Below are 13,823 nucleotides of genomic sequence, written 5' to 3' on the forward strand. Positions count from 1 at the left end.
CCTGGGCGGCGTTCTGGTGGCGAAAGCCGGTCAGCCCTGCATCTGGCGGGGCAGCCAGAGCACGACATCGGGCGCGAAATACGTCATGATGACCGCGGCGATCATCAGCACGAACAGGGGCAACGCAGTGCGCGCAATCCAGGTGACCTCGCGCCGCGTCATGCCCTGCAGCACGAACAGGTTGAAGCCCACTGGCGGCGTGATCTGCGCCATCTCCACCACCAGCACGATGAAGATGCCGAACCACACCAGGTCGAAGCCCGCGGCCTCCACCGTGGGCAGCAGCACGGCAATGGTCAGCACCACCATGGAGATGCCGTCCAGGAAGCACCCCAGCAGGATGAAGAACACGATGAGCAGCAGCATCAGCGCGAACGGCGACAGGTGCAGCGCGCCGATGAACTCGGCCAGGTGGCGTGGCAGGCCGATGAAGCCCATGGCCAGCGTGAGGAAGGCGGCGCCCGCCAGGATGAGGCCGATCATGCAGTACACGCGGCAGGCGGCGAACAGGCCTTCCTTGAAGGCCGCCCAGTCCAGCGAGCCCTCGATCTTGGCGAGGATGAGCGAGCCGGCCACACCCAGCGCGGCCGCTTCGGTGGCCGTGGCAATGCCGCTGTAGATGGCGCCCAGCACCACGACGATGAGCGAGACCACGGGGATCAGGTGGCGCGAGGCGTAGAGCTTCTGCGCAAAGCTCAGGCGGGCGTCCGGCGCAGGCACCTTGTCCTTGTTGAACAGGGCCCACACGATGATGTAGCCCATGAACAGCGCGGCCAGCAGCAGGCCCGGGATCACGCCGGCCAGGAACAGCTTGGAGATGGACACGTTGGCGGCCACGCCGTACACGATCATGATGATCGAGGGCGGAATGAGCAAGCCCAGCGTGCCCGCCCCGGCCAGCGTGCCCACGGAGATGTCCTCCGGGTAGCCGCGCTCCTTCAGCTCGGGCAGCGTGATCTTGCCGATGGTGGCGCAGGTGGCGGCAGAGGAGCCCGAGATGGCGGCAAAAATGGTGCAGCCCACCACGTTCACGTGCAGCAGGCGGCCCGGCAGGCGCTCCAGCCACGGGGCCAGTCCCTTGAACATGTTGCTCGAAAGCTTGCTGCGGAACAGGATCTCTCCCATCCACAGAAACAGCGGCAGCGCCGTCAGCGTCCAGCTGGAGGTGGAACCCCAGATGGTCAGCATCATGCTGTCGCCCACCGGGCGGCTGGTGAAGAGCTCCATGCCCAACAGCGCCACGGCCAGCAGCGACAGGCCGATCCACAGGCCCGAGCCGAGCACTGCGAACAGCGCCACGATCAGGCCGAAAGCAATAAGGATGTCCATGTTGTGTTCTCCTTGCGGGTGTTACTCGGAGCGGGCCGATTCGGACACGGCCATGAAGGCCACGCCCTGCAGCCGCAGCACCAGCGCGTGGGCAAACGACAGCGCAAAGCCAATGCAGCCCAGGGCCATGCTGATCTGCGGGATCCACAGAGGCGAGGCGTCCGCCGCGGGCGAGATGTCGTGCGTGGCGTAAGAAATCCACACAGAGCGCACGGCGTAGCAGGCGATGTAGACCGTGAGGACCAGCGCGCTGGCCAGGCAGAACCACTCGAAGGCCGAGCGCAGGCGTGCGGGCAGGCGGTCCAGCACCAGCGTCACGCGGATGTGGTCGCCGTTTTGCAGCGTGCCGGGCAAGGCAAAGAACAGCGCAGCGGCAATGGCGTAGCCCGCATAGGCGTCCAGCCCATCAATGTTCAGATGGATGACCTCGCGGGCAAAAACGCCCAGCGTGACGGCCGCGAACGCAGCCAGCATGGACAGGCCGGACAGCAGCATCAGCAGCCTGTAGAAATTGCGGACGAGTTTGTCCATGGCGTACTCCCGGTAACGCTTGAAAAGTGAAGGGAAAGGAAAGGAAAGCGGCGGCGCGGTGAACGGCCGGCGGCGCGTGCCCGGCACGGCCCCCGCCGCGCGCGGGGACCGGTGCGGGCGGACTTACTTCTTGCGGTAGGCGTCGATGATGGCCTGGCCCTCGGTGCCTGCGGCCTTTACCCAGTCGGCCGTCATCGCGTCGCCAATGCCGGCCAGCTCCTTCTTGATGCTGTCGCTGGGTTCGGCCACCGTCATGCCCTTGGCGGCAAGTTCCTTCACGAACTCCTTGTCCACCCGCTCGCTGGTGGCCCAGCCCCGCGCTTCGGCGGCTGCGGCGGCCTTGAGCACGGCCTCCTGCAAAGGCTTTTCCAGCGCATCAAACGCCTTCTGGTTGACCACCGTGGCATTGCGCGGCAGCCAGGCGCTGACCGGATAGAAGTACTTGACCTGTTCGTACAGCTTGGACTCCACGCCGCTGGCGCTGGAGGTCAGGAAGTTCTGCACCGTGTTGGTCGCCAGGGCCTGGCCCAGCTCCGACAGCTGGATCGTGACCGGCTGGGCCTTGAGCAACTGCGCGATGCGCGTGGTGGCCGGGTTGTAGGCCCGCATCTTGGTGCCGACAAAGTCGGCGGGGGTGCTCACGGGCTTGAGCGAGTACAGGGATTGGCCAGGCCAGGGCACGCTGAAAAGCACCTTGATGCCCTGCGACGCCAGCAGCTTATCTTGCGCGGGCTTGGCCGCCAGGTACAGGCGTTTGGAGTCGGCATAGCTCGTCGCCAGGAAGGGAATGGAATCCACCCCGAAGAGCGGGTTCTCGTTGGACGCGCCCGAGAGGATGAACTCCGCCGAGGGCACCTGCCCCGTCTGCACGGCGCGCTTGATCTCGTTGGCCTTGTAGAGCGAGCCGCCGGGATGCAAAGTGATCTTGAGCTTCCCGCCCGTGAGCTGATCGACTTCGTTGGCAAACTGCTGCACGTTCTGCGTCTGGAAGCTGTTGGCGCCGTAGCCGGTGGGCAGGTCCCATTTGACCTGGGCCTGGGCCTGGGCCAGGCCCATGCCGAGGGCGGCCGTCATGCACAGTGCGATTTTTTTCATGAGGAGACTCCTGGAGGGTTGCCGCTTAGAAGCTGGCAAGGTGGTGGTTGAGAAGGTCGGTGATCAACATGCAGCCCGGCGCATGGGTGATGCAAAACGCCGGCTGGGCATTCAAGATGGCGGACTGCGGCGTGACGCCACAGGCCCAGAACACGGGAATCTCGCCCGGCATCAGCTCCACCGCGTCGCCGTAGTCAGGCAGGGCGATGTCGGCAATGCCGATGAGGGCGGGGTCGCCGATATGCACCGGCGCGCCGTGCACATTGGGAAAGCGCGAGGTGACCTGCACCGCGCGGATCACGTCCACCGCGGGCATGGGCCGCATGGACACCACCATGGCGCCGCCGAACGGCCCCGCGGCCTCGGTGGCGATGTTCGTGCGGTACATGGCCACGTTCTTGCCTTCGTTGATGTGGCGCAGGCTGATGCCGGCCTCCTGCAGTGCCGCCTCAAACGAGAACGAGCACCCCAGCACGAAGGTCACCAGGTCGGGCCGCCACAGGGCCGTGATGTCGCCCACTTCCTGCGCCAGCTCGCCGTGGCGCCACACGCGGTACTGCGGCACATCGGTGCGGATGTCGATGCCCTCGCCCAGCGAGGGCAGCGCCGTCTGGCCGGGCTCGCTCACGGCCAGCACCGGGCAGGGCTTGGGGTTGCGCTGGCAAAAGCGCAGGAAGTCGCCAGCCAGCACCTCGGGCAGGATCACCAGGTTGCCCTGCACGCGGCCGTGCGCCAGGCCGCTGGTGTGCGACGCCCAGGCGCCTTCACGAATCACGCTGCGCACATGGCCGGGGGTGTTGATGCCTTCGGAACCGAATACTTCCACCGCGGCTTGAACTGCTGAATCCACCATTTTTCCTCGCATTGAGAAATGTCAATTGCATGACGTTGGGGCGGATTGTGTGGGGGTGCAACCGGGCTGGCAAATTCAAAAACTTTCTATCAGCTCATCGATTTTTTCGATGTTCACCATTGGTGAATTGCGAACCAAATTGGTGCCAAGGGTTAACCCCTATGCACCACGCCAGCGCAGTTTCAGGGATAACCCTGAGCGCTGGGACGGGCCTGCAGACGCCGCAACGCAGCAACGCAGCAAGGCCACGGCGCGGCGCCGCCGACCCGCGGCGCGCGGGCGGCACGGCGCTCAACGATGCTGGGAGGTAGGTCAGCCGCGCTTGCGTGCAGCGGCTGGCAGTGCGTCGATGAATGCAAGCGCCGACCGAACGACGGCCTCCATCGCCGGAGAGGACGGGTCTTCACGGTAGCTCACATGGATGGGCAGGGGCCGCAGCGCGGCGTCGCAGGCCAGCACGCGCAGGTCCGGGAAGGCCAGCATGCGCTGCACCGCCAGGCGCGGCAGCGTGGCCACGCCAAAGCCGCCCTGCACCAACTGCACCATGGCCGAGATGGACGAGATGGTGTGCACGCAGCGCGGCTCCACCTGCGCATGGCGCAGGGTATCCAGCAGGTACACATGCGGCTGGGAGCCGCGCTGGAAGGTCAGGATGTCGGTGTCTGCAAAGTCCTGCAGCGTGTACCTGCGCTTGCGGTGCAGCTTGCTGTTGCCCACGAACACCATCTCCATGGGCGCCAGGGCTTGGCTGCGAATCCCGTCGGCCGACGCGGGCAGTGCGGCAAAGACTGCGTCCAGCGTGCCGCGGCGGACCTGGTCGAGCAGCACGGGAGTGGGCTCCACCGTCAACTCCAGCTCCAGCAGCGGGTTGTCCTTGCGCAGCTGTTCCACCCATGGAATCAGCCACGAATGCAGCACCGATTCAATCGCCCCCAGGCGGAAGGACACCTCCAGCGGCGCCCCTGAACCCATCTCGGCCTTGAGCTGGCGCTGCAGTTCCAGCATGCGCCGGGCGTAGCTCAGGAACCGCGTGCCCGCGACAGTGAGCTTGAAGTGCTTGTCACGCCGGTCCAGCAGCAGCACGCCCAGCTCTTCCTCCAGCGCTGCGATGCGGCTGGACATGGCCGACTGCGTGAGGAACAGCTTCTCTGCGGCGCGCGTCACGCTCTTGAGGGAGGCCACCCAGTAGAAGGCTTCAACAAAACGCAGGTTCATGGACGGTGCTCCGCAGGCGGCCAGCGGTGCTGGCTCGCTCGAGTTTGCTATTGTTTCAGTAGCTGCTTGCGCTTATCCGCAAAGCGCTGGCGGCCATTTTTATTCAAGAATTTTCACCCCAGCGGCAGGTCCGCCTTCTTCAGCGTGCGCAGCACAAAGCTGGAGCGGCTGTGCCGGATGCCCTTGATCTTGTAGAGCTTCTCGCGCAGCAGGCGCTCGTAGTCGCGCGTGTCCTTGACCACGATGCGCAGCAGGTAGTCGTAGTCGCCCGACACCAGGTGCGCTTCGATCACCTCGGGAATGCTGGCCAGCGTCTCGCCAAACTTTTCCAGCGTGTTGTCGGAGTGGCTGTCCAGCGTGACCTGCACCAGCACCGTGTCGGCCAAGTCCAGCGCCTGCGGGTTGATGCGCACCGTGTAGCCCTGGATGACGCCCGCCTCTTCCATCTTCCTGATGCGGCCCCAGCACGGCGACGGGCTCAGGCCCACGGCCTGGCCGATCTCTTGCAAACTGGCGCGGGCGTTGCCCTGCAGCACAGCGAGAATTTTTCTGTCCAATCGGTCCATCGGGCTAATTATTCACGCAACTCGATTGACGCAGAAAATTATTCTGCAATCGGCACAATACTCACCAAATTCAGAAGATTCGTCTCCACCGCGCAGCGCATACTTTCTTCCATCAAGGCGCTCTTACCGGAGTGCACGAAATGGCAAGGCCCCGGCTGGTTACCGCCAGCGCGGGGCCGTTGGCATGGCGGCGGGCGCACCACGGCAGCGCCCCATCCGCGCCGAACGCAAGACACCGGGCGCCGCCATGCGCCGGCGCTACGGCTGCCCAGAACCCCCTGCAGTTGATAAGCACGCTTACCAGCACAAACCCGGATGCCCGGTGCGATGCTGCACCGCCATAATTTGTGCGAGGCCTGGGGCCGCCCCTGCGGGGCGCCGCGCGTTCTTCCGCCCCCGCCCACTATTCCAACAGGAGACAGCATGCAACTGACCAAACTCGTCGTCGGCCTGGGCCTTGCGCTCGGCTTTGTGGCGTCCGCGGCTGCGCAGACCACCATGCGCATCAGCATCTCGACGGCCCAGAACTCCCACCAGGGCGTCGCCATCGACACGTTTGCCAAGGAAGTCGAGAAGCGCACGGGCGGCCGCTACAAGGTGCAGACCTTCTACAACGGCGCCCTGGGCGGCGAGCGCGAATCCATCGAGGCCGTGCAGCTAGGCACGCAGGAGCTGGCGTTCAGCTCCAGCGGCCCCGTGCCCAACTTTGTGCCCGAGACGAAGATCCTGGACGTGCCCTTCCTGTTCCGCGACAAGGCGCACGCCCGCGCCGTGCTGGACGGCCCCATCGGGCAAGACCTGCTGTCCAAGTTTGACGCCAAGGGTTTCAAGGCGCTGGCGTGGGCGGAAAACGGCTTCCGCCACATGACCAACAGCAAGCGTGACGTGAAGGAGCCCGGCGACCTGAAGGGCCTGAAGATGCGCACCATGGAGAACCCGGTGCATATCGCTGCCTACAAGGGCTTCGGCATCATCACCACGCCCATGGCCTTCCCGGAAGTGTTCACCGCCCTGCAGCAAGGCACGGTGGACGGCCAGGAAAACCCCCTGTCGGTCATCATCTCGGCCAAGTTTGACCAGGTGCAAAAACACCTGTCGCTCACCGGCCACGTGTACTCGCCCTGCATCTTCCTGATGAACAAGGCCGCGTTCGACAAGCTGTCGGCCGCCGACAAGCAAGCCTTCCTCGACGCAGCCAAGGAAGGCGCCAAGGCCAACCGCGCCCGCGTGGACGAAGACGATGCCAAGGGCGTGGCCGACCTGCGCGCCAAGGGCATGACCGTGATCGACAACCTGGACAAGGCCAAGTTCGTGGCGGCGCTGGCGCCCGTGAATGCCGAGTTCGAAAAGCAGTTCGGCAAGGCTGCGCTGGACAAGATCCGGGCCGTCAAGTAACCCGCAACGCGTGCGGCGGACGCACCCGTTGCTCCTGGTCCTGGCTTTCAACGCCCGTTTGCCGCGCGCAAACGGGCTTTTTCATTCATGAAAAAAATCTTTCTTCAATGGGAACGGTGGAGCACCGGCGCCGCCATGGCGGGTGCCTGCCTGATGCTGGCCCTGGCATCGCTGCTGGGCATGTTCCAGATCGTCATGCGTTTCGTGCTGGAGCAGCCGGCCGAGTGGACCGAGGTGCTGATCCGCTTCAGCCTGATCTGGATGGTGTTCCTCGCCATTCCTGCGGCCTTTCGCCAGGGCGCCATGGTGAGCGTGGACGTGCTCTACCGCTGGAGCCCGCCCGCCCTGCGGCGCGTGCTGGATGCGGTCGTGAGCCTGGCCGCGCTGGCGCTCATCGCGGTCATCGTGTGGTTCGGCTGGGACTACGCCCAGCGCGGCGGCGTGCAGTCGATGGCGGGGCTGGAATCGGTGTCGATGTTCTGGGCCTATGTCGCCATGCCGGTGGGCGGCCTGTTCAGCGCCGTCGGCATCGTGGGCAACTGGCTTGACCCGCAGCGCCAGGAACTGGAGACCGCGCAATGACCCCCACCATGCTCGTCACCATGGTGCTGTGCTTCGCACTCACCGTCTCCGTCGCGGTGTCCATCGGGCTCGCGTCGATCGTTGGCATCCAGGTGTCCAACGCCAACATGCTGATCTCGGTGAAGGAAATGTTCGCCTCAATCAACAAGTTCCCGCTCGCGGCCATTCCCTTCTTCATCCTGGCGGGCAACCTGATGGAAACCGGTGGCATCTCGCGCCGGCTGGTGGAGTTTGCCAAGAGCATCGTGGGCGGCGTGCAAGGCGGCCTGCCCATGACCTGCGTGCTCACCTGCATGATCTTTGCGGCGGTGTCGGGCTCGTCGGTGGCCACCACGTTCGCCATCGGCGCCATCCTGATTCCGGCGCTCATCAAGCATGGCTACCCCACCAGCTACGCGGCCGCGCTGCAGGCCACCAGCGCCGAGCTGGGCGTGATCATTCCGCCCTCCATTCCCATGATCCTGTACGGCGTGAGCGCCGAGGTGTCGATTGGCGAGCTGTTCATCGCAGGCTTCGGCCCCGGCATCCTCATCAGCCTGGCGCTGATGAGCTTCGTGTGGGTGTATTGCAAGATCAAGGGCTGGGGCAAGAACGACGGCGACGGGCGCATGCCCCTGGGCCGCGCCACCTTGCAGGCGGGCTGGGCATTGCTGATGCCGGTCATCATCCTGGGCGGCATTTATGGCGGCGTGTTCACGCCCACCGAAGCGTCGGCCGTGGCGGTGTTCTATGCGCTGTTGGTCGGCGTGCTCATTTACCGCGAGATCAAGCTGCGGGACTTGTACGCCATCCTGCGCAAGTCGGCCATCTCGTCCGCGGTGATCATGTTCATCATCGCCAACGCGGGCCTGTTTGCTTTTCTGATCACGCGCGCCGGCGTGCCCGACGCGATCGGCCACTGGCTGGAAGGCGTGCTGCAATCGCCGGCCATGTTCCTGCTGGGCGTCAATGCGGCGCTGTTCCTGATCGGCATGTTCATCGAGACCAGCGCCGCCATCATCGTGCTCGCCCCCATCCTCGCCCCGGTGGCCCAGCACTTTGGGGTGGACCCGGTGCACTTCGGCCTGATCATGGTGGTGAACCTGGCGCTGGGCATGATCACCCCGCCCTTCGGCGTGAACCTGTTTGCGGCGTGCACGGTGGCCCGGATTTCGCTGGACCGCATCGTGGGCCACCTGCTGCCGTTCGTCTGCGTGATCCTGGTGTGCCTGCTGGTCATCACCTACGTGCCAGGCATTTCGCTGAGCCTGCGCGACCTGGTGTACGCCAAGTAGGCATTACAATCGTGGCCGTCAGGAGAGAGTGCCCCACCTTCGCAACGAAGGCAGCGCGGCACCGCCGAAGGCGCAGGCAGCTGCCGAACGCTCAGGCAAAAGGACTGGCAACCGCCCGCAGCGATGCGGGCGTTACCTTGCTGGAGAGAGATGGTCCCGCCGCATCGCGCGATGGGCCATCCACCGAAGGAGCAAGCCGCGCGGCCAGCCAGGGCGCCGCGGTGAATCTCTCAGGTAAAGCGGACAGCAGGGCAAATCCCGCGATCCATGGGGTCGCGGCCACCATTTGCCCGGAGTTCCGCCTTGACCGCCACGCCCGCTTCCGCATCCGCCCCCCTGCTCACCACGCCCCTGAACGCCCTGCACATTGAGCTGGGCGCCCGCATGGTGCCGTTTGCCGGCTACTCCATGCCCGTGCAATACCCCGCCGGCCTGATGGCCGAGCACGTGCACACGCGCACGGCCGCGGGCCTGTTCGACGTGTCGCACATGGGCCAGCTCAAGCTCATCGGTGCCGATGCGGCTGCAGCCTTCGAGACGCTGATGCCCGTGGACGTGATCGACCTGCCCGTGGGCAAGCAGCGCTACGGCCTGCTGCTGACCGATGAGGGCACCATCATCGACGACCTGATGTTCTTCAACCAGGGCGTGGTGGACGGCGAGCCCACGCTGTTCGTCATCGTCAACGGCGCCTGCAAGGTGGGCGACATCGCGCACATCCAGGCCCGCATCGGCCAGCGCTGCAAGGTCGTGCCCATGCCCGACCACGCCCTGCTCGCGCTGCAGGGCCCGCAGGCCGTCACCGCCCTCGCCCGCCTGGCGCCCGGCGTCGAAAAACTGGTGTTCATGACCGGTGGCGCGTTCAGCATTGCGGGCTGCGACTGCTTTGTGACCCGCAGCGGCTACACCGGCGAAGACGGCTTTGAGATCTCCGTGCCCGCCGCCCAGGCAGAGACGCTCGCCCGCGCCCTGCTGGCCCAGCCCGAAGTGAAACCCATCGGCCTGGGCGCGCGCAACTCGCTCCGGCTGGAAGCGGGCCTGTGCCTGTACGGCAACGACATCGACACCACCACCACCCCGCCCGAGGCCGCACTGAACTGGGCCATCCAGAAGGTGCGCCGCACCGGCGGTGCGCGGGCGGGCGGCTTCCCCGGCGCCGACAAGGTGCTGGCGCAGATCGACAACCCCGCCAGCCTGCAGCGCAAGCGCGTGGGCCTGGTGGCGCTGGAGCGCGTGCCCGTGCGCGAGCACACCGAGCTGCAAGGCACGGACGGCCAGAAGATCGGCGAGGTCACCAGCGGCCTGCTGGGCCCCACGGTGAACGAGCCCGTGGCCATGGGCTACGTGGATGCCGCCCACGCCGCCATCGGCACGCGTGTGAACGCCATCGTGCGCGGCAAGGCCGTGCCGATGGAAGTGCGGGCCATGCCTTTCGTCCCGGCCAACTACTACCGCGGCTGATTTCGCGGACGGCAGCGCATACGGCGTCCATTCGCCCCGTTCGCCCGCTACATTGCTGATTCCTTCATTTACCCCCTTTGCCTGAGGAGCTTCCCCATGACCGTCAAATTTTCCAAAGAACACGAGTGGATCAACGCCGCTGATGCCGCCGCTGCCGTGGTCGGCATCACCGTGCATGCGCAGGATGCGCTGGGCGACGTGGTGTTCGTGGACCTGCCCGAAGTCGGCAAGACCTACAGCCAGGGCGAAGTGGCCGGCGTGGTCGAATCCGTCAAGGCCGCTGCCGACGTGTACATGCCCGTCGCGGGCGAGATCGTCGAAGTGAACGAAGCCCTGCGCGCCGACCCGTCCCTGGCCAACAGCGACCCGCTGGGCGCCGGCTGGTTCTTCAAGGTCAAGCTGTCCGACGCCGGCCAGCTGGCCGAGCTGATGGACGAGACGACCTACAGCGCCTTCGCCGCCAACGCCTGAACGCCGGGCTTGCCGCACAAAGCGCCTCAAAAACCATAGCTGCTTGCGCTTTATCCATGCCGATCTCAGACCAAAATCGATCTGAGGTTGGCTAAAAACAAGCGCGAGCAGCTCCCCTTTTCATAGCAGACCACCGCCCCACCATGACCGCCGCCCTGCCCCTCTCCGCGCTGGAGAACGCCGCCGAGTTTTTGCCCCGCCACATCGGCATCGACGCGGCGGATGAAGCCCACATGCTGTCCGTGATCGGCGAGGCCTCGCGCCGCGCGCTCATCGACTCCATCGTGCCGCGCTCCATCGCCCGGGGCCGCGCCATGGACCTGCCGCCCGCCACCACCGAGGCCGCAGCGCTGGCCGAACTCAAGGCCATCGCCGGCAAGAACAAGCTGCTCAAGAGCTTCATCGGCCAGGGCTACTACGGCACGCACACCCCCGGCGTCATCCTGCGCAACATCCTGGAAAACCCCGCCTGGTACACCGCCTACACGCCCTACCAGGCCGAGATTTCGCAGGGCCGCATGGAGGCGCTGGTCAACTTCCAGACCATGGTCTGCGACCTGACGGGCATGCCCATTGCCAATGCGTCCATGCTCGACGAAGCCACCGCCGCCGCCGAGGCGATGACGCTGGCCAAGCGCTCCGTCAAGAGCAAGAGCAATGTCTTTGTGGTGGCCGGCGACGCCCACCCCCAGACCATCGAAGTCATCCAGACCCGCGCCAAGCCCCTGGGCCTGGAAGTGCGTTTGGCCAACTCGGCCGAAGAATGGAACACCCTGCTGGCGGGCGAGTACTTTGCCGTGCTGGCGCAATACCCCGCCACCAGCGGCCGCATTGACGACCTGCGCGCCGACGTGGAAAAGGCCCACGCCCAGCAAGCCGCCTTCATCGTGGCCGCCGACCTGCTGGCGCTCACCCTCATCACGCCGCCGGGCGAGTTTGGCGCCGACATCGTGGTCGGCACCACCCAGCGCTTCGGCATGCCCATGGGCGCGGGCGGCCCGCACGCCGCCTACATGGCCTGCCGCGACGAGTTCAAGCGCAGCATGCCCGGCCGCCTGGTGGGCGTGAGCGTGGACGTGCACGGCAAGCCCGCCTACCGCCTGGCCCTGCAAACGCGCGAGCAGCACATCCGCCGCGAAAAAGCCACCTCCAACATCTGCACCGCCCAGGTGCTGCCCGCCGTGGTGGCCAGCATGTACGCCGTGTACCACGGCCCCGAAGGCCTGCAGCGCATCGCCCAGCGCGTGGCCGCCTACACCGCCATCCTGGCCCAGGGCCTCAAGCAGCTGGGCGCCCCCGTGCGTGAACAGGCCACCTTCGACACGCTGAGCCTGCACACCGGCGCCGCTACCAAATCCATCGCTGCCCGCGCCGTATCCATGGGCGCCAACCTGCGCATTTACTTTGAAGAGTACCTGTGCCTTTCGCTGGACGAGACCACCACGCGCGCCGATGTCGAGCTGCTGTGGAAGGTCTTCGCCAAGGACGGCCAGACGCTGCCCACCTTCGACGCATTTGAAAACGGCGTGGAGCCGCTGATCCCCGCCGCGCTGCGCCGCACCAGCCAATACCTCACGCACCCGGTGTTCAACACCCACCACAGCGAAACCGGCATGCTGCGCTACATCCGCCAGCTGTCCGACAAGGACCTGGCGCTGGACCGCAGCATGATCCCGCTGGGCAGTTGCACCATGAAGCTCAACGCCACCAGCGAGATGATCCCCATCACCTGGCCCGAGTTTGCGAACGTGCACCCGTTTGCCCCTGCCGACCAGCTGCAAGGCTACCAAGCGCTGGACGAGCAACTGCGCGCCTGGCTGTGCCAGGCCACGGGCTACGCGGGCATCAGCCTGCAGCCCAACGCGGGTTCACAAGGCGAATACGCCGGCCTGCTGGCCATCAAGGGCTACCACGCCGCGCGCGGCGAAAGCCACCGCAACATCTGCCTCATCCCCAGCAGCGCCCACGGCACCAACCCCGCCAGCGCCCAGATGGCCGGCATGCAGGTGGTAGTGACGGCCTGTGACGCCAGCGGCAACGTGGACCTGGCCGACCTGAAGGCCAAGTGCGAGCAGCACAGCGCCCACCTGGCCTGCGTGATGATCACCTACCCCAGCACGCACGGCGTGTTCGAAACCAGTGTCAAGGAACTGTGCGCCCTGGTGCACAGCCACGGCGGCCGCGTGTATGTGGACGGCGCCAACATGAACGCCCTGGTGGGCGTGGCCGCCCCCGGCGAGTTCGGCGGCGACGTGAGCCACCTGAACCTGCACAAGACCTTCTGCATCCCCCACGGCGGTGGCGGCCCCGGCGTCGGCCCCGTGTGCGTGGTGCAAGACCTGGTGCCCTTCCTGCCCGGCCTGCCCGGCCAGGGCGACCAGCCGCAGGCCCCGGCCGCCGGCAAGGTCGGCCCCGTCAGCGCCGCGCCGCTGGGCAACGCCGCCGTGCTGCCCATCAGCTGGATGTACATCCGCATGATGGGCGCCGAGGGCCTGCAGGCCGCCACCGAAACCGCCATCTTGAGCGCCAACTACATCAGCGCCCGCCTGAAGGACCACTACCCCACGCTCTACGCCAGCGAGAACGGCCACGTGGCGCACGAGTGCATCCTGGACCTGCGCGGCCTGAAGGAAACCAGCGGCGTGATGGCCGAAGACGTGGCCAAGCGCCTCATCGACTACGGCTTCCACGCCCCCACGCTGAGCTTCCCCGTGCCCAACACGCTGATGGTGGAGCCCACCGAAAGCGAAACCCTGTTCGAGCTGGACCGCTTCATCGACGCGATGATCGCCATCCGCGAGGAAGTCCGCCAGATCGAAGCGGGCCAGCTGCCGCAAGACAACAACCCCCTCAAAAACGCCCCCCACACCGCCGAGGCGCTGCTGGCCGGCGAGTGGAACCGCCCCTACACCCGCGAAGCCGCCGCCTACCCCGTGGCCGCCCTGCGCAGCAACAAGTACTGGTCGCCCGTGGGCCGCGTGGACAACGTCTGGGGCGACCGCAACCTCAACTGCAGCTGCATCCCGGTCAGCGACTACGCGTAGGGACGGC

Annotated in this window: 12 protein-coding genes and 2 riboswitches; of the genes, 6 read left to right on the forward strand and 6 right to left on the reverse strand. The window is 66.1% G+C overall.

The features are described from left to right. Positions 1-30: 30 nt before the first annotated feature. The 6 genes from ACOYR3_RS13970 to ACOYR3_RS13995 all read right to left on the reverse strand — a co-directional run bounded on the left by ACOYR3_RS13970 (position 31) and on the right by ACOYR3_RS13995 (position 5,589). Positions 31-1,329 (reverse strand): TRAP transporter large permease, encoded by a 1,299-nt coding sequence (locus ACOYR3_RS13970; protein ID WP_422842969.1) that lies wholly within the window; start codon positions 1,327-1,329, stop codon positions 31-33. A gap of 21 nt (positions 1,330-1,350) precedes the next feature. Further along, on the reverse strand, positions 1,351-1,860 hold the full coding sequence (locus tag ACOYR3_RS13975; RefSeq protein WP_422842970.1) for a TRAP transporter small permease: 510 nt from the start codon (positions 1,858-1,860) through the stop codon (positions 1,351-1,353). A 123-nt stretch (positions 1,861-1,983) separates the two neighbouring features. Beyond that, the gene (locus ACOYR3_RS13980; protein ID WP_422842971.1) at positions 1,984-2,955 is read right to left on the reverse strand and encodes a TRAP transporter substrate-binding protein; all 972 of its coding nucleotides are present in this window, start codon (positions 2,953-2,955) and stop codon (positions 1,984-1,986) included. 25 nt (positions 2,956-2,980) lie between these two features. Further along, positions 2,981-3,805 carry a putative hydro-lyase gene (locus tag ACOYR3_RS13985; protein ID WP_422842972.1) on the reverse strand — a complete coding sequence of 275 codons (825 nt, stop codon included), beginning with the start codon at positions 3,803-3,805 and terminating at the stop codon, positions 2,981-2,983. 315 nt (positions 3,806-4,120) lie between these two features. Beyond that, on the reverse strand, positions 4,121-5,023 hold the full coding sequence (locus ACOYR3_RS13990) for a LysR family transcriptional regulator (protein ID WP_422842973.1): 903 nt from the start codon (positions 5,021-5,023) through the stop codon (positions 4,121-4,123). 113 nt (positions 5,024-5,136) lie between these two features. After that, positions 5,137-5,589 carry an Lrp/AsnC family transcriptional regulator gene (locus ACOYR3_RS13995; RefSeq protein WP_422842974.1) on the reverse strand — a complete coding sequence of 151 codons (453 nt, stop codon included), beginning with the start codon at positions 5,587-5,589 and terminating at the stop codon, positions 5,137-5,139. A gap of 423 nt (positions 5,590-6,012) precedes the next feature. Here ACOYR3_RS13995 and ACOYR3_RS14000 point away from each other — a divergent pair, with 423 nt between their 5' ends. The 6 genes from ACOYR3_RS14000 to gcvP all read left to right on the forward strand — a co-directional run bounded on the left by ACOYR3_RS14000 (position 6,013) and on the right by gcvP (position 13,816). Further along, a complete protein-coding gene (locus ACOYR3_RS14000) occupies positions 6,013-6,984 on the forward strand; it encodes a TRAP transporter substrate-binding protein (protein ID WP_422842975.1) in 972 nt (323 codons plus the stop codon). Between the two features lie 87 nt (positions 6,985-7,071). Then, entirely contained in the window at positions 7,072-7,566 is a 495-nt protein-coding gene (locus ACOYR3_RS14005; RefSeq protein ID WP_422842976.1) for a TRAP transporter small permease, read from the forward strand. Further along, complete coding sequence (locus ACOYR3_RS14010) at positions 7,563-8,840, forward strand: TRAP transporter large permease (RefSeq protein WP_422842977.1); 1,278 nt, start codon at positions 7,563-7,565, stop codon at positions 8,838-8,840. Before ACOYR3_RS14005 ends, ACOYR3_RS14010 begins: the two co-directional genes overlap by 4 nt. Positions 8,841-8,849: 9 nt before the next feature. Then, positions 8,850-8,957: riboswitch (glycine riboswitch) on the forward strand. A 13-nt stretch (positions 8,958-8,970) separates the two neighbouring features. Next, positions 8,971-9,097, forward strand: a riboswitch (glycine riboswitch). A gap of 46 nt (positions 9,098-9,143) precedes the next feature. Next, positions 9,144-10,301: a glycine cleavage system aminomethyltransferase GcvT gene (gcvT, locus tag ACOYR3_RS14015; RefSeq protein ID WP_422842978.1), complete on the forward strand. Its 1,158-nt coding sequence runs from the start codon at positions 9,144-9,146 to the stop codon at positions 10,299-10,301. A gap of 96 nt (positions 10,302-10,397) precedes the next feature. Further along, a complete protein-coding gene (gene gcvH, locus ACOYR3_RS14020; protein ID WP_422842979.1) occupies positions 10,398-10,772 on the forward strand; it encodes a glycine cleavage system protein GcvH in 375 nt (124 codons plus the stop codon). A gap of 143 nt (positions 10,773-10,915) precedes the next feature. Continuing rightward, the gene (gene gcvP / locus ACOYR3_RS14025) at positions 10,916-13,816 is read left to right on the forward strand and encodes an aminomethyl-transferring glycine dehydrogenase (RefSeq protein ID WP_422842980.1); all 2,901 of its coding nucleotides are present in this window, start codon (positions 10,916-10,918) and stop codon (positions 13,814-13,816) included. The last annotated feature ends 7 nt before the right edge of the window (positions 13,817-13,823 follow it).

This window comes from Acidovorax sp. M2(2025) (genome assembly GCF_049330835.1).
Classification (GTDB): Bacteria; Pseudomonadota; Gammaproteobacteria; order Burkholderiales; family Burkholderiaceae_C; genus Acidovorax.